This window comes from Streptomyces sp. NPDC001315 (genome assembly GCF_042896175.1).
GTDB lineage: Bacteria > Actinomycetota > Actinomycetes > Streptomycetales > Streptomycetaceae > Streptomyces.
Genome location: NZ_JBIAWZ010000045.1, coordinates 1 through 15,646, shown reverse-complemented (window position 1 = coordinate 15,646; position 15,646 = coordinate 1). Strand labels below are relative to the sequence as shown.

Here is a 15,646-nt window from a genome sequence, read left to right as displayed (position 1 = left end):
AAGCTACCTCGCCGGTCTCCACCTTCGCGCCTCGATGATCTGGATCAAAGATCTCACGCGGGCCGCCCGTTGATCACAATCGAATACACGCCCTAATGCCGGCCAGGCACGACCGGAGGTGTTCTGGCGGTTCGCTACCGGCCTCCGTGAACGCAGTGAGCGAGCCGTCGAGGGCGCTGCGCTGATCGGCGGGCGCGGCCGCGATGTGCGGGCGAACGCGGCGCGAGGTACTCATTGACCTGCCGCACGCCGCGCTGCGGAAGGGGTCGTGTCCCACGTCGTGGTGTAGCCGATCACGGTCCGTCGCCTCCACTTCGGACCCGTCCGGACGTGCGGCTACCGGCCGTCGTGCGATCAGCGCCGGTCCCGGCCCGGCGAGCCTCAACAGGGCCTCCGGCGAGGGCGATTCGGGCCACGACCTGGAGATTCCGTCAGCTTGATCGGCTACACCACTCGGCGGGACGCCATCGCGGAAGGCGCAGGAAGCGCACTCTCCGCCTGCCCGCGCACCATCGAAAAGGGCCTGGGCCAGAAGGCCGGCGGCCTCGATGACCTGCGCGGCCCGCACACCCCGTAGCGGCACGGAAGGCTGGGGCGGGCAGACGCGAGACCGCGAACTGACCGGCGTTATCCGCAGTCGGGGTGGCGGGCCGTCGTCGTTCCGTTGCGCGCGCGGACCGGGGAGAGCTAACCATATATGTCGACGGAGATCATCACCCGGTCGAAGCGCAGGTCGGCGAGGTCCTGGCGGCGGATCAACCAGTGCATGCGGGGTGAGGGAAGCTCGACGACGTCGTCGCAGTACCAGTTGGCGAGCAGACACCAGTCGTTACCGCTTACGTACTCGCCCCCGTTCACCAGTTCGACGGGATCGTCGTTCCAGAAGTCCGCATGGCCGCCGAGGTACAGGTCGGATCCGAAATAGTTGCCGCCGGCCTCCCTCCAGATGTCGCTCAGCTCGTCCAGGAGTTCGTAGTCTTCGAAGTTCCTCTCGGACCCGTCGGAAGGGTCTGCGAACCCGTCGGGACCGGACGAGGGCCATGACGGCCCCACGCGGACCGAGCGGTAGTCCCGCTCCGCATACGAGCCGCGAGTGGGCTCCGGGGCGGGGACCTCCGTCGTGGGCGTCCCGGCGGGTATGTACACCACGTAGCCGGGCCCCGGGCCCTGACGGAACTTCTCGGCGTCACCGAAGAGCAGCAGGTGCCCGTCGGCCGGAAGGGGGAGGCCGGTCGAGTTCGGCGGTATCTGCGCGCAGTCGATGCTGCAGAGGAACGGCTCGCTCGGCTTGTCCGCGCCGACCGGCAGCATGGGGTTGTTGCCACCGAGGTGGACGACGACCGGTCCGTCGCCGCCTACCGGATAGACCGCCGGCAGGAAGGAGCTGATCAACAGCTCCACGTCGCGCGATGACACGCCTGCTTCCGCCGCCTTGGCCCGAAACCGGCTCAGCGTTTCCGCCACGAGTTGATCAGTCATGCGCACAACCTACAGGCGGGCACTGACACGTAATCAGTAGCGGGCGACGAAGGTGCGCATTACGTCGCGCACGGCGTCCACTTCTTGCACCGCCCCGGACAACCGGTGCTGAAGACGGTGGGGGATCGTGTCCGACAGCCCGAGTCAGGGTCCAGCAGTTCCCGGACGCCGCCGGAACTGGCAGCGCACGCACAAGGAGGAGGCAGACGCGAGAAGCCCGGTGGGCACCACGAGGCGCGCGTCGAACCTCCTTGGCGCCGAACTCCGCCGGCATCTCTCGCCACTGCCCACCCGTCTTGAACCGCCAGATCACGCCCTCGAACTGCTGCCGCAGCCGCTCAGGGTACGGGCCGTACTCGCCGATCGGCAGATACGGCCCGATGAACTCCCACTCCACGTCGGTCAGTTGCACTCGCGTCACGCAAGACGATCTACCGGACCACGCCTCGACGCGAGGGCAATACCCGAAGATTGATCGCGACTCGATACGCGCCCTAGCTGAGCTCGCCGACCAGCGTGACGAACGAGGCCGGCGCTTGGTGGTCCGCAATGGTCATCACCGCGAGCGGACGGTGACCACGGCCGCCGGACCGGTCGCGGTGCACGCGCCGCGCGTGAACGACAAGCGGGTCGACGAGCTCACCGGGGAACGCAAATGGTTCTCCTCCAGGATTCTGGCTCCGTGGTGCCGCAAGTACCCGAAGGTCAGCGAAGTGCTACCCCTGCTCTACCTCCATGGCTTGTCCAGCGGGGACTTCGTGCCTGCGCTGGAGCAGTTCCTGGGCTCGACCGCAGGGCTGTCGTCGGCGACCGTCACGCGGCTGACCAAGCAGTGGCAGGCCGATCACGCCTCGTTCCAGGACCAGGACCTGTCGGCCAGTGACTACCTCTACGTCTGGGCCGACGGGCTGCGCCCCAAGGTCCGCCTCGGACAGGCCCACTCCTGCGTCCTGGTCCTCATGGGCGTGCGCGTGGACGGCACCAAGGAGCTGATCCCGATCGCCGAGGGCCTGCGCGAATCAGCCGAGTCGTGGGCCGACCTGCTGCGGGACTGCCGCCGACGCGGCATGACAGACCCGGAGCTGGTCGTCGGCGACGGGGCGATGGGACTCTGGAAGGCCCTGGCCGAGGTGTTCCCCACCGCCCGGCACCAGAGGTGCTGGGTCCACAGAAGCCGTAAAGAATCAAGGTGCTGCTTTACAGGTGCGGGCTCGTTGTCAGGGTATGGCGGTTCCGGAGGATATCTGTTCCCAACTTCAGTGCAGGTTCTCGGTGTTGTTGCCGCATCTCAACGAGCGACAGCGGCGTCTGGCCCTGGCTACCGAGGCCCGGCTGATCGGGCATGGCGGCGTACGGGCGGTGGCGCGGATCGCGCAGGTCAGTGAGACGACCGTGCGTCGTGGAGTGTTAGAGCTGGAAGCAGGGGCCGGGCCGCTGCCGGGCGGCCGGGTGCGTGCGCCAGGCGGGGGCCGCGGGGTGATCCGATGTCGCCGCTGCGGTGGACGACGAAGTCGCTGCGGAACCTGGCCGAGGAGCTGACCCGGCAGGGGCACCCGGTGTCCGCGCCGACGGTGGGGCGGCTGCTCAAGCAGGAGGGCTTCAGCCTGCAGGCGAATGTGAAGACCCTCGAGGGCTCCCAACATCCCGACCGGGATGCCCAGTTCCGCTACATCAACGAGCAGGTGAAACAGCACCAGGGCGACGGCGAGCCGGTGATCAGTGTGGACACGAAGAAGCGGGAGCAGATCGGACGGCTACCGATGCCCGGCCGGGAGTGGCGGCCCAGGGGCGAGCCGGTCGAGGTGGAGGACCACCACTTCTTCTTCAGCGGCCCGCACGTTCAGCAGGCGATCCCGTACGGGATCTACGACATCGCCCGCAACACCGGCTGGGTCAACGTCGGTGTCGACCACGACACTTCAGTCTTCGCGGTCGAGTCCATCCGCCGCTGGTGGCGTTGCCGCGGCAGCCTCGACTACCCGAAGGCGTCACGGCTGCTGATCACCTCGGACGCGGGCGGCTCCAACGGCTACCGCTACCGGGTCTGGAAGAGCGAACTGGCTGCCCTGGCAGCCGAAACCGGACTGACGATCACGGTGTGTCACTTTCCTCCAGGCACAAGTAAATGGAACAAAATCGAGCACCGGCTGTTCTCCCACATCACCCACAGCTGGCGCGGCAGGCCGTTGACCAGCCATGACGTCGTCATTGAGACGATCGCCGCCACCCGCACCCGGGCCGGTCTGCGCGTCGAGGCCCAACTGGACCCTGGCGACTACCCCACCGGCATTGCGATCAGCAAGGACCGCTTCGCCGCGCTGCCACTGGTCCGGCACGAAGTCCACGGCCAGTGGAACTATGCCCTGCTGCCTGAGTCCTCCACGCCGCAGACTCTGCCCACCAGCGAGGCACACGGCGTCTCCGGCCGGCGCTGCGAGCTTCTGACCCAACTGACGGACCCCCGTCTGACCGGGCTGAGCAGCGCAGAACTCGGGGAACTGTGCGCCGAGTTGGCCCCGCTGCAGGCCGCCCGGTCCCAGGAACGCTACAGCGAGCAGCGCGGTGGCCGGGCCCGGCGCGCCACTGGCAATCAGCGGGCCAAGCCTCTGTTCGACGACGCCGCCCGGGTTCTGCTCACGCTCCTCTACCAGCGGCAGGTGTGCTCGATGAAGCTGCTGGCCGACATGCTGGAGGTCACCCCCGAATGCATCGGCCACCTCGTCGCCGAGACCCGCCGGGTCCTGGAGGACCACGGCCATCAGCCCGGATACGCCCCCAGCCGGTTCACCACGGCGGACGCGCTGATGGCCTTCCTCGACACCGACAAGGCCCCGCCTCGCACCCGGATCATGGAGAGCCTGTCCCACCCACGGCTTACCGGCATGTCCCGCACGGACCTGGATGCACTCGCTCACCGCCTCGCCCCACGCCAGCTCGCGCAGGTCGAACGGGCCTCCTACCAGCGCCGGGGCGCCGATCGCCAGCCGGGCAGCCGCGGCGGCGTCTTCCCCCAGAAGCTCGGTGACAGAGAGCGCGTCGTGGTCGCCCTCCTCTACCTGCGGAAACTGTGCACCCTGGACGTCCTCGCCGACGCGCTGGGGGACGTGAGCAGGTCCTCGATCGGGAACGTCGTCCGCGAGATCCGGCCCCTGCTTGCGGAAGGCGGCCTCCTCCCACCCCCGGCCACCACCCGCTACCGCACCGCCTCCGATCTCCTCGCCGCCGCGGACGAGTAAACCGAACACACCGACAAGTTGATTCTTTACGGCTTCACAAAGCCCGCAACGTCTCGAACGCGTTGCCGAAATCCGCACAGCCCCGCGCGACAAAGGCGATGCAGGACATCTACAACGCCGAGGACCGCACCCACGCCGAGAGAGCGATCGAGGAATTCGCGAGGACCTACGAGGTTAAATGGCCCAAGGCGGTGAAGAAGATCACCGATGACGCCGAGGAACTGCTGGCGTTCTACGACTTCCCCGCCCAGCACTGGGTCGTCCACCTGCGCACCAGGAATCCCATCGAATCCACCTTCTCCACGGTGAAACTCCGCACCAAGGTCACCCCGCGGCGCGGGCAGCCCAGCCGCCGCCCTGGCGATGGTCTTCAAGCTCGTCGAGTCCACCCGAGGAACGCTGGCGCGCGATCACCGCACCCCACCTCGTCGCTCTCGTCCGCAAAGGCGCCGGCTTCCAGAACGGTCACCTCGTCGAACGCCCCGAGAACACCTCCGCGGCGTGACCCACCTCAACTGATCTACAGATCTTGACAATTCCTCCAGACCCCACGGGATGATCACCCTATGGCAGACGTGATCTTCTTCGATCTGGACGGCACTCTGGTCGATCACCGAAGTGCAGTCTGGGAAACGATCGGTCAGATCATCCAGGCCGCGCCGAACGCGACGGCTCCACCAGAGGAGCTGGCGACGTTGTGGTGGACGTTGGAGGCGCGCCACATGCGGGAATACCTGGCCGGTCAGTGCTCCTTCGCTGAGCACCACCGACGCAGACTCCGTTCCTTCCTGCCTCTGCTCGGCGAACCGGTTCCGGAAAGCCCCGGCCTTCTGGACGCCTGGATCACCAAGCGCTACCTCACCGTGTTCGAGGAGTCCTGGCGGTGCTATCCCGATGTCCAGCCGTGCCTGGAGACCCTGAAACAGCTTCCTCGCGGACCGCGTCTCGCCGTTCTCACCAACGGGGACCCTGAACAGCAGCGCGCCAAGCTTGCCCGCTTCGGCCTCCTCGAATACTTCGACGCCGTCCTGACCCCGACCGACCTCGGTACGGCCAAGCCCGCCGCCTACGCCACCGCCTGCCGTTGGATGCGGACGGACCCCGCGCAGGCAGTCAACGTGGGCGACATGCTGGAAAGCGACGTGAACGCAGCCGCCCTCGCCGGACTCACCGGCATCTGGCTGGACCGCGGCATCGACTTCGTCACTGGTGGACCATCGCCGACAGCAGACGAGACGGTCCCCCGCATCGAACAGCTCACCGAGCTCCCCAACCACCTATCACCCACGAACGTCTGACCAGCTCTCACGGCCTTCACGAATGAGCATCCGGACGGCACCGACCACGCCAGGCGCAAGGTTGGAGCCTCCTGGATGCAGTGCCGAACGCGGGCCCACAGTATGAAGAACGACTCACGGGAAAGAGGGAACCGGTGAGCAACACCGTTATCAACACCGAGGCGGTCGACACGGCTGACGGCAGGGAGCTGCTGGAGGAATATCAGCAGGAGCTCTTCCAACGCTGGAGTGGTCCGCTGCTGCACGATCAAACCGAGGCGCCGGCGGCCAACACGGGACTGGTCCCACCCGGCGGCCTGTTTCTTCTGGCGAGGGTCAACGGTATCCCGGCGGGCTGCGTTGGCATCCGGGCGCTGTCCCCAGACATCGGCGAGATCAGACGCATGTTCGTGCGACCTGCGTTCCGCGGCCAAGGGATCGGCCGGAGCCTGCTCACTGCCGTCGAAGCTGAAGCCCACAAGCTTGGCCACACCCGGCTACGGTTGGACACCATGGGGGAACTCATCGAGGCTCGGGGCCTCTATGCCGCCTCCGGCTACATCGAGATTGCCCCGTATACCACCAACCCCTACATCCGACACTGGTTCGAGAAAGCCCTCTGAGTACACGCCTGTTGCACCAGATCTGCTGCTACGGAAGACAACACGAGCCGCATCCAGCCTCAGGGGCATTTCAAAGTCCCGGTGATCGTGTGAGTCCGCAGGTCGCGGCGGTGCGAGGAGTACGGGCCGGGCCGTCACGAACGCATCGAAGCTCCGGTTGAACGGGGTGACCTTCCCAGCTCGACGAGGCGTTCCTCGTCCAGTTCGTGCAGCGCTGCTCTGACTGATCTCACGCCTCCTAGACGCCCAGGCCGGGCCGCAGGTCTTCTCCGAAACATGATCCCCGCCACATCCGCCGCGCGGCAAACAGAACAGCGGTTCTGTATAGTGAGGCCACAAGCAGAACCACGATTCTTTTTGCAGGAGGTGTGGTGCCTCGACTCACCGACGCGCGCAAGGAGCTCCGGCGCGCCCAGATCACCGAGGCCGCCGTACGCTGCTTCAGCCGTAACGGCCTGGAGCGAACCTCGATCGCCGACATCACGGCCGAGTCCGGCCTGTCGACGGGCTCGATCTACGCCCACTACCGCAACAAGGCCGAGCTGGTTCAGGCTTCGGCCTACGCGGTGCTCGCCAAGCGCGCGGAGGTCCTCGGCGAGTACGCCGGGAGCGACACCCCGCCCGACCCCGACGAACTACTCGCCCGCCTGATCGCCGGCATCGACCCGGTCGAAGCCCGGGTTGGCGTGCAGACCTGGGGCGAGGCGACCAACAACCCGGCCATCCACGGCATCGTCGTGGACACGATCGACCGGATGCGCGCGATGGTGCATGACAGCGTCACCGCCTGGCTGGTCAAGGTCGAACACCTCGAGCCGGCCGAGGCCCAGGAGCGCGCCACCCCGATCGCCCACCGGGTGCAGAGCCTCTACCTGGCCCAACTGCTGTACACCGCCCTGCAGTCACCGGCCGAGGAGACCGCGCCATGACCACCCTGACCGCTCCGTTCGCCGGCCGCACCGTTTTCCGGGTCGGCTACGGCGCCCTGCAACTCGAACGCCTGCACCACAGCCGCGGCGAGGCCGTCGCCCTGCTGCGCCGCGCGGTCGAGCTGGGCGTCGACCACGTGGACACCGCCCAGTTCTACGGCTTCGGGTTCGCGAACCAGGTCATCCGCGAGGCGCTGCGCCCCGAGGGCGGCGTCCTGGTCGTCACGAAGGTAGGGGCCGACCCCGACCCGGGCGGGCCTCTGCCACTGCGTCTCGCACAGCGCCCCGAACAGCTTCGCGCCAGCGTCGAGGACAACCTGCGCAGCCTCGGCGTCGACCGGCTCCCGGTGGTCAACCTCCGTCGGCTCGACTCCGGCCCCGGCCTGCGCCCCGACGGCGACCAGGTGGTCGACCTCGACGACCAGCTCGAAGTGATGACCGCCCTGCGTGACGAGGGCAAGATCGGCGCGATCGGTCTGAGCAGCGTCACCCTCGACGGCCTTCGCCGCGCCCTGCCGGCGGGCATCGCCTGCGTGCAGAACGCGTACAGCCTCGTCTCGCGCGACGACGAGGACATGCTGCGGCTGTGCGCGGCCGAGGGTATCGCCTGGGTGCCGTTCTTCCCACTCGGCGGGTCCTTCCCGGGCCTGCCCAAGGCGACCGACGAGCCGGCGGTGCACGCCGTGGCCGAATCCCTGGGCGTCACACCCTCCCAGGTCGGCCTCGCCTGGCTACTGCACCGCGCCCCCAACGTGCTGCTCATACCCGGCACCGCCGACCCCGCTCACCTGGAGGCCAACACGGCCGCCGGCGGGATCACTCTCGACGCCGCCACCCTGGCCACCCTCCACGCCATTGAGTCCCGCTCCGCCGAAGTCCCCATCGGCTGACCAGCCCCCCGACCAGGACGGAATCATGAAAGCCATCGTCTACCGCGACAACGGCGGCCCCGACGTTCTTCGGCTCGTCGACCGCGACCTGCCCGTGCCCGGCCCCGGCGAGGTCCGCGTCCGGGTAGCCGTGTCCGGGGTCAACCCGACCGACTGGCATGCCCGCTCCGGCCCCGCCCATACCAAGCAGTTCTCCGAGGTCACCCCGCACCTGGACGGCGCCGGCGTGATCGACGCCGTCGGTGGGGGAGTCGACCGGAGCCGGGTCGGCCAGCGGGTCTGGTTGTTCATGGCTGCCGCCGGGCGGCCCACCGGCACCGCCGCCGAGTTCACCGTCGTACCGGCCGAGCGGGCCGTGCCGCTGCCCGACGAGGCTGGCTTCGACGTCGGCGCCGCACTCGGCGTCCCCGCGCTGACCGCGCACCGCGCGCTCACCGTCGCCGAGGACGGCCCGCGCCGCCTGCGGCCGGGGGCGCTGGACGGCGCGGTCGTGCTCGCCGCAGGCGGGGCCGGGGCGGTCGGGCACGCCGTGATCCAGCTCGCCCGCTGGGCCGGCGCGACCGTGATCAGCACGGTCAGCGGAGCGGAGAAGGCCCGACTGGCCACCGCCGCCGGCGCCCGCCACGTGGTCAACTATCGAGAGGGGGATCCGGCCGCCGAGATCCGCAGGATCGCCCCGGACGGCGTCGACATCGTCGCCGAAGTGGCGCTTGGCGCGAACATCGCACTGGACCTGGCCGTGCTGCGAGCGCGCGGCACGATCGCTACCTACGCCAACGACGGCGGCAAGCCGGTCGAACTGGACGTGCGGCACAACATGGTGCTCAATACGCGCCTTCAGTTCCTGGTGCTCTACACGGCCGGTCCGCAGGCGCGCGCCGCGGCCGCCGAGGACATCGCCGCCGCGGTCCGCGACGGCGCCCTGCCGGTCGGCGAGGAACACGGCCTGCCACTGACCCGCTTTCCGCTCCACCGCACCGCCGACGCGCACCGCGCAGTGGAGAGCGGCACAGTCGGCAAGGTCCTGGTGGACATCACGTCCTGACGCCACAGTGCGCCCCACCTCGCCGTGACGGCAGATCCCGCCACGGACCCGCGCTGTCAGCCGGCGGCGGCGTGAAGTGCGTTCAGGAGCGCGTTCTGTTGCTCGGTCAGCTTCCCTTCGGTGCGGGCCTTCGCCTGCTTGCGCAGCCACGCGCCGGGCCGGAAGGACGGGTCGTGGCCCAGGCCAGTGCGGTTGACCGGGCCGGTGACGGTGCCGCCGGCGGCGAGGTAGCCGAGCATCCGGCGGTAGGAGCGGTTCCAGTCGGAGTCCAGGCACAACAGCGGGTCCGTGCCGGTGAGCTCGGCGTCCAGGCCGCGGTGGAGCTCGTCGGCCTTGCGCTGGCAGGTGCACTGCAAAGTCCCAGTGATCGTGTGAGTCCGCAGGTCGCGGCGGTGCGAGGAGTACGGGCCGAGCCGTCACGAACGCATCGGAGCTCCGGTTGAACGGGGTGACCTTCTCAAGTCGCCTCGCACCACCGGAGCTTCGATGTGTCGCCAGTCTCCCACCGTCTGCCTGATCAAGTCGCCCGCTGTGGAAGGCGTGGCGGGATTGTCGCTGGTGGAGCGGCTGCGGGTGCTGCCGGATCCGCGTCGGCGTCGAGGGGTGCGTCACCCGTTCGTGGCGGTTCTGCTGGTTGACGCCTCGGCGGTGGTCGCCGGCGCGCGCTCGTACGCGGCCATCGGCCAGTGGTCCGCGAACGCTCCGCAGCACGCTCTGTCCCGCCTGGGCGCTCGGGTAGTGGGGGTGTTGGGCGTGCGCGTCGCTCCGAGTGCCGCCACGATCCGGCGGGTTATCGGCCTGGTCTGCCCCGGCGGCCTGGCCGACCTGACCGGAGCCGATCCAGCGGGATCGGACTCGGTGGCCGTCGACGGCAAGGCCGCCCGCGGCTCCCGGCACAACAACACGCCTGCCGCCCACCTGCTGGCCGCGATGACCGGCGACGGCCGTACCGTCACCCAACTACGGGTCCCCGACAAGACCAACGAAATCACCTGCTTCGCCGTGCTACTGGCGCCCTTCGACCTGACCGGGGTTACCGTCACCGCCGACGCCCTTCACACCCAGGACGCCCACGCGCGCTTCCTGGTCGAGAAGAAGAAGGCCCACGACCTGCTGGTGGTCAAGGCCAACCAGCCCGAACTCCACCGCCGGCTACGGTCGCTGCCGTGGAAGGACGTCACCGCACGCCGCTACGACCGCGAGATCGGCCACGGCCGCCGGGAGACCCGGGTGACCAGGGCCCTCACCGTGACCGATCTCGGCCTGGACTTCCCCTACGCTGACCAGGCGGTACGCATCCTGCGTTACCGCACCGACCTCACGACCGGTACCGTCAGCCGCCAGACCGTCTACGCGATCACGGACCTGACCTCGCATCAGGCATCGCCCCAGCGCCTGGGCCGGCTGGCCAGGTCGCAGTGGACCATCGAGAACCGGCTCCACTTCGTCCGTGACACCGCCTTCGCCGAGGATGCCTCGAAGATCCACACTGGTCACGGCCCCGAGAACATGTCGACCCTGCGCAACCTGGCGATCAACGCGCTCCGCGGCGCCGGACACCGCAACATCGCGGCCGGCATCCGGCACGCCTCCTACGAGCCGATTCCCAGAGACCGGTCCGCGTGTTCTTGTACCGGAGGCGCAGCACTGCGTCACCCGCGTGTTCATCCGGCACCCAATCGAACTCGCCGACCTCGTCCTGGTCGAAGTATTGATGCTCCGCGTACAGCTTGGCCAGTTCGATGTCTGAGGACGTCGCCAGGACGTGCTTGCCGATGTGCACCACGTACGACACGGCGCCCCGCGCCTCCGCCTCCCTCCAGGACCCTCTTTTCCAGGCGGTCCCAGACGTCCTCCCAGTCGATCGGGCCGTCGTCGTACCAGCTTTCGACGATGACCTGGACCTGCTCCAGCACCTCGTCGGTGACGTTCTCCGCCTGAACGATCCGGTGGTCCTCGTTGCTCACTTCGTCCCTTCCAGCAGCGCGCGGGCCCGCTCGGCCAGCAGCTTGTCCTGACCCGAGGCGTCTTGTGGATCAGCCGGGATCGGACAGGGAGCCGGTGACGGCGGTGGCGAACTGGGCCAGAGCGTCATGGTGCACGACGTGACCGGCAGACAGCTCGACCAGGTGGGCCTTGCTGTCGCGACGAGCCATCATTTCGCGGGCATGGGTGGCGGTCAGTTCATCGCTGCGGGTGCCACGGATCAGCAAGGTGGGGCAGGTCACCGATGTCCAGTCCTGCCAGTGATCCCCGTTGAGTGCCTGCTGGGACGCCACTGTGTGTTCGATGTCGAACGAGAAGCCCCAGCCGTGCTCCGACCGGCGCAAGGAGCAGTCCAGATAGGGAGCGGTTGAGCCCACGGCGGCCACCAGCGCCTGGCGTGACGGCGGACGCCGGGGCAGGCGCGTGGTGAACGACCAGTCGCTGTCCACGACCGCGCCGATGTCCTCAACGATCAGCGCGGATACCCCCTCCGGCTGCTGGGCAGCGTACTGAGAGGCGTTGACGCCCCCCAGCGAGTGGCCGAGCACAGCCACCGAGCCGATGCCCAGATGCCGGTGGAAGGCAGCGACGTCAGCAACGTAGTCGTCCCGTTCGTAACTCTGAGCACGATCGGACTCGCCGTGCCCGCGTTGATCGAGCGCGATCACCCTCCACCACGGTGCCACCGCCTCCGCCAAGGATGCGAACGCCGACGCTTCGTTGTAATGCCCGTGCAGGGCCAGGAGCGGAGTGCCCGGTCCGCCGAAGTCCAGATACGACAGTCTCTGCCCATCGATCATGAAGCATTCGCGCATGGCGCGAATGCTAAGCGGCAGCACTGACATGCACGGCTGACCAGCAAGTCGGAGCCCGGAAGCTGACCACGGATCCCTCACTCCCTTCGGCGGAAGACGGCATCACGGTTTCTTGGGGAAGAGGGGGGTCAGGTGAGCTGGGCGTGTGCGGCGGTCAGTGTTGCGGCGAATGTGAGGACGGCGGCGAAGGCGGTGGCGCGGGTGACGGCGGTGGGGGAGGCGGCGCCGTCCAGACGGGCGGGCTTGCCCGCGCCGGCGGGGGCCGGCAGCGCGAGGACGGCCGGCACGGCGGCGGTCAGCAGAACGAGGGCAAGTTCCGGGTACGACCAGCGCGTGAGCGGTGTCCCGCTCTCGGCGGGTAACTGGCAGTTCAGCGCCTTGACCTCGGCGACCTGCAGCGGGGTGAGCGAGGGTGGTCTGCCCGAGCGCCTGGGGTGGGGCAGGGCGGGCAGGCCGCCAGTCGCGAACCGGCCCCGCCGGGTGCGCACCGTGTCCACGTGCAGCCGCGTCTGCACGGCTGTCGGGGCGTTGGAGCGCCCCCGGGCCGCCGGCGGCACGATGGTTGCCCGCTTCCGGGCCTGATGGGGCGTCTTGTGGCTGTAGGCCGTCTTCTTCAGACGGTGGCGCTCGGCGGCGGTCAGCACCACGGGCGCGGCGGTACAGGCAGGCATCGCAGGCGGGGTGACCGAATCTTCCGGAGCGGGTGCGTAGTTATCGTAGTTATGGGGTTCCCGCGTGTGTGGCGGTCGTGGGCTCAGGTGGTGGGCGGGGTTGTCGCGTGGCGCGTCTGCTGGATCAGGACGGTGGTGGCGCGTTCCAGAAGTGCGCAGAGTGAGGCGTGTTCGGAGGGCGTGAACGCGTCGGTGAGCGTGCGCTCAAGGATGATCACCTCCTGGTAGGCGCGGTTCAGCAGCGTCTGGCCCTCGTCGGTGAGGGTGGTGATCTGCACCTTGGCGTGCACCGGGGACGTCTCGCGGCGGATGAGTTCCTTGGTCTCCATGTTGCTCAGCACGCTGCTCATGCTCTGCTGCGTCACCCCGCAGGAGCGGGCCAGTTGGGCGCCGGACATGCCGCCTTCGCGCGAGAGGAACAACAGCACGGTGTACTGCGTCATGGTCAGCCCGTAGGCACGCAGTACTGCCTCGTGGTGGGCCATCAGCGCCTGCTCCGACCGCCTGATCCGGGTGCAGAGGTCGTTCTCGATCGGGGCTTCCATCGCGTACTCCCACTCCATTGACAGGTTCATGGGTTGACTCAGGAACCTTATATACCTACCGTTCTCGACTGTAAGGATACTGAGTCAACACAGGGGGCTGTAATCATGAAGGCTGTCGTCCTCGACACCGATGACCACTACCGGATCACCGAACTCGATGAGCCCACCCCCGGCCCTGGCCAAGTAGCGATCCGCGTCGCCTACGCCGGGATCCAATGGGGCGACACCATGGTCCGGGACGGCCACTTCCCCGTACTCCGTCCTTTCGTCCCAGGCTTCGAGGCATCCGGGCACATCGCCGCGGTCGGCGCGGGTATCGACGCACGCCGTGTCGGTGAGGCCGTCACCGCGCTGACCACCTCAGGCGCCTACGCCGAGGTCGTCCTGGCACCCGCCACGCTCACGTTCGGCATCGGCAGCGTGCCGCTGAGGACAGCCGCGGGTCTCGGGTGGGGCGCACCGACCGCCTACGACCTGATCAACACCGCCGCGCACCTGCGGCCCGGCGAAAGCGTGCTGATCCACGCCGCCGCCGGCTCAGTCGGCACGCTCGCCGCCCAGTTCGCCCGGCTGGCCGGAGCAGGCCGGATCGTCGGTGTGGTCGGCAATGCCGACAGGGCCGACTACGCAGCCCAGTTCGGGTACGACCAGCTCCTGCTCCGCGAGGAGTTCCCGGACAAGCTCGGCGACGAGAAGCCCGACGTCATCCTCGACCCGGTCGGCGGCTCGACCCGCACTGCCGGCCTCGAGCAGCTAGCAGTACACGGCCGACTGGTGGCATACGGCAACCTCGCCACGTACGAACCCGTCCTCGCCAACGCCAACGACCTCCTCATGCACGGCAAGTCACTCCTGACCTACAACAGCAACCTGCTCAGCCAGACCCACCCCGAGCTGCTCGCCGACAGCGCCCGCCGCGCACTCGGCCTCGTCGCCGACGGCAAGGTCCGCATGGACATCACCACCGAGTACGCCCTCGAAGACCTGGCCATGGCCGTGCAGCACCTCGCCGAGGGCACAACCTTCGGCAAGAGCATCCTCCGCGTCACCTGACAACACGCACAAAGCGCCGAGCGCGAGGCGGCTCCCGCGATGAACCCCGCCAGGACGGGAAGGGATCACCTCGGACGCGGGAAGCGGCCCCATATGACCTCTCGTCAGCGCTGGACAGCGGCCTCGGCCGCTGTCCAGCCTGCTGTACCCCCACACAGCCACACCAATCGCGTCAAGCCCCGAGTAATTGTCAAGATGTGTGGATGAGCAGGCTTGGGTAGCTTGATCTTTAACATCCGACGTCGAATGGTGCCTCGAACTTGATCACTCGGTTCGGTAACTGCCGCACGCCAAAGCGGCCTTCGTCTGAACATGTGCTCCGACCAAGGAACACACACGTTCAGCACGAAGGCCGTGAGGATGAGTCTGCTGCATCGCGATGCCCGGCGAGAGCCGTTGGCCCAACTGTCATGCTTCCGGGGCGAGTTCTACTCCTGTCTCACCGCTCGTTCGGATGCGTTGTTCGAGCTGGCTGATGCCGTTCTGTGCGGTGACGGGCCGGTGAGGTCGCTGGCCGAGTTCTCGCTGGTGGGTGAACACCGCCGCGGTCATGGCGGGCTCTACGCCGCTGTCGCCCGTGGCCGGGTCGATACCGGCCGGCTGCAGCGGGCCCTTGCCGCGGTGCCACTGCCACGGGCTGTCGACGGCCCTCGTCCTGGCCATCGACATCACCTGCTGGCTGCGCCCCGACGCCCACACCTCACCACAGCGGATCCTGTGTCACACCTACGGCCGGGGCAAAGACCAGCACATCCCTGTCCCCGGCTGGCCGTACTCGATTGTCTGCGCGCTCGAGCCGGTCCGCAGTTCATGGACCGCACCCCTGGACGCACTCCGCCTGGCCCCCGGGGATGACTCCGCTACCGTCACCGCCCGACAACTGCGTGATCTGCTCCACCGACTGATCACCGCCGGGCAGTGGCAGGAGAGCGACCCGGACGTCCTCGTAACCACCCGGAAACCCCGCCGCACAGGTTAAAGATCAAGGTAGGGCTTGTCTCGTTAGGGCCTGTTCTGAGTTGAGATCACGGGAGGGCTGGCAGGCTGCGTAACCAGAGGATGGATCCGCGCAGGTGGAGTCCTGCGGCGTAGCTCTC

At 68.2% G+C, this 15,646-nt stretch carries 13 protein-coding genes and 5 pseudogenes; 12 read left to right on the top strand and 6 right to left on the bottom strand.

The features are described 5' to 3' along the window. The first annotated feature begins 436 nt into the window (after positions 1–436). Positions 437–577, top strand: a complete 141-nt coding sequence (locus ACFY16_RS42730; RefSeq protein WP_390652631.1) for a hypothetical protein — start codon at positions 437–439, stop codon at positions 575–577. Positions 578–687: 110 nt separating this feature from the next. On the opposite strand, the gene ACFY16_RS42725 is transcribed toward ACFY16_RS42730, so the two are convergent. Both ACFY16_RS42725 and ACFY16_RS42720 read right to left on the bottom strand, forming a co-directional pair. Next, positions 688–1,479: a DUF1963 domain-containing protein gene (locus ACFY16_RS42725; protein WP_390652630.1), complete on the bottom strand. Its 792-nt coding sequence runs from the start codon at positions 1,477–1,479 to the stop codon at positions 688–690. A 256-nt stretch (positions 1,480–1,735) separates the two neighbouring features. Continuing rightward, positions 1,736–1,900: pseudogene (locus ACFY16_RS42720) on the bottom strand (transposase); the annotation flags it as partial. On the opposite strand from ACFY16_RS42720, the pseudogene ACFY16_RS42715 reads away from it, so the two are divergent. The 8 genes and pseudogenes from ACFY16_RS42715 to ACFY16_RS42680 all read left to right on the top strand — a co-directional run. Then, positions 1,860–2,651: pseudogene (locus ACFY16_RS42715) on the top strand (transposase); the annotation flags it as partial. The pseudogenes ACFY16_RS42720 and ACFY16_RS42715 sit on opposite strands and share 41 nt — an antisense overlap. A 52-nt stretch (positions 2,652–2,703) precedes the next feature. Continuing rightward, positions 2,704–4,715, top strand: a pseudogene (locus ACFY16_RS42710) (ISAzo13 family transposase). A gap of 35 nt (positions 4,716–4,750) precedes the next feature. After that, positions 4,751–5,220, top strand: a pseudogene (locus ACFY16_RS42705) (transposase); the annotation flags it as partial. Between the two features lie 61 nt (positions 5,221–5,281). Next, positions 5,282–6,013 carry an HAD family hydrolase gene (locus ACFY16_RS42700; RefSeq protein WP_390652629.1) on the top strand — a complete coding sequence of 244 codons (732 nt, stop codon included), beginning with the start codon at positions 5,282–5,284 and terminating at the stop codon, positions 6,011–6,013. 134 nt (positions 6,014–6,147) lie between these two features. Further along, positions 6,148–6,615 (top strand): GNAT family N-acetyltransferase, encoded by a 468-nt coding sequence (locus ACFY16_RS42695; RefSeq protein WP_390652628.1) that lies wholly within the window; start codon positions 6,148–6,150, stop codon positions 6,613–6,615. Between the two features lie 371 nt (positions 6,616–6,986). Continuing rightward, positions 6,987–7,544, top strand: a complete 558-nt coding sequence (locus ACFY16_RS42690) for a TetR/AcrR family transcriptional regulator (RefSeq protein WP_390652627.1) — start codon at positions 6,987–6,989, stop codon at positions 7,542–7,544. Further along, the gene (locus ACFY16_RS42685; RefSeq protein WP_390652626.1) at positions 7,541–8,434 is read left to right on the top strand and encodes an aldo/keto reductase; all 894 of its coding nucleotides are present in this window, start codon (positions 7,541–7,543) and stop codon (positions 8,432–8,434) included. Before ACFY16_RS42690 ends, ACFY16_RS42685 begins: the two co-directional genes overlap by 4 nt. Before the next feature lie 25 nt (positions 8,435–8,459). Continuing rightward, the gene (locus tag ACFY16_RS42680; protein WP_390652625.1) at positions 8,460–9,479 is read left to right on the top strand and encodes an NADPH:quinone reductase; all 1,020 of its coding nucleotides are present in this window, start codon (positions 8,460–8,462) and stop codon (positions 9,477–9,479) included. A gap of 56 nt (positions 9,480–9,535) precedes the next feature. Here ACFY16_RS42680 and ACFY16_RS42675 read toward each other — a convergent pair whose 3' ends face one another. Beyond that, a complete protein-coding gene (locus tag ACFY16_RS42675) occupies positions 9,536–9,835 on the bottom strand; it encodes a hypothetical protein (RefSeq protein ID WP_390652624.1) in 300 nt (99 codons plus the stop codon). 130 nt (positions 9,836–9,965) lie between these two features. Here ACFY16_RS42675 and ACFY16_RS42670 point away from each other — a divergent pair, with 130 nt between their 5' ends. Further along, complete coding sequence (locus ACFY16_RS42670; RefSeq protein WP_390652623.1) at positions 9,966–11,420, top strand: ISAs1 family transposase; 1,455 nt, start codon at positions 9,966–9,968, stop codon at positions 11,418–11,420. 95 nt (positions 11,421–11,515) lie between these two features. Here ACFY16_RS42670 and ACFY16_RS42665 read toward each other — a convergent pair whose 3' ends face one another. From ACFY16_RS42665 to ACFY16_RS42655, 3 genes are all read right to left on the bottom strand, one after another. Further along, a complete protein-coding gene (locus tag ACFY16_RS42665; RefSeq protein WP_390652622.1) occupies positions 11,516–12,280 on the bottom strand; it encodes an alpha/beta fold hydrolase in 765 nt (254 codons plus the stop codon). Between the two features lie 128 nt (positions 12,281–12,408). Continuing rightward, on the bottom strand, positions 12,409–12,951 hold the full coding sequence (locus ACFY16_RS42660) for a helix-turn-helix domain-containing protein (protein ID WP_390652621.1): 543 nt from the start codon (positions 12,949–12,951) through the stop codon (positions 12,409–12,411). Positions 12,952–13,034: 83 nt separating this feature from the next. Then, on the bottom strand, positions 13,035–13,526 hold the full coding sequence (locus tag ACFY16_RS42655; protein WP_390652620.1) for a MarR family winged helix-turn-helix transcriptional regulator: 492 nt from the start codon (positions 13,524–13,526) through the stop codon (positions 13,035–13,037). Between the two features lie 75 nt (positions 13,527–13,601). Here ACFY16_RS42655 and ACFY16_RS42650 point away from each other — a divergent pair, with 75 nt between their 5' ends. Both ACFY16_RS42650 and ACFY16_RS42645 read left to right on the top strand, forming a co-directional pair. After that, a complete protein-coding gene (locus ACFY16_RS42650) occupies positions 13,602–14,549 on the top strand; it encodes a zinc-binding alcohol dehydrogenase family protein (protein ID WP_390652619.1) in 948 nt (315 codons plus the stop codon). 360 nt (positions 14,550–14,909) lie between these two features. Further along, positions 14,910–15,498: pseudogene (locus ACFY16_RS42645) on the top strand (transposase); the annotation flags it as partial. Positions 15,499–15,646: the final 148 nt, after the last annotated feature.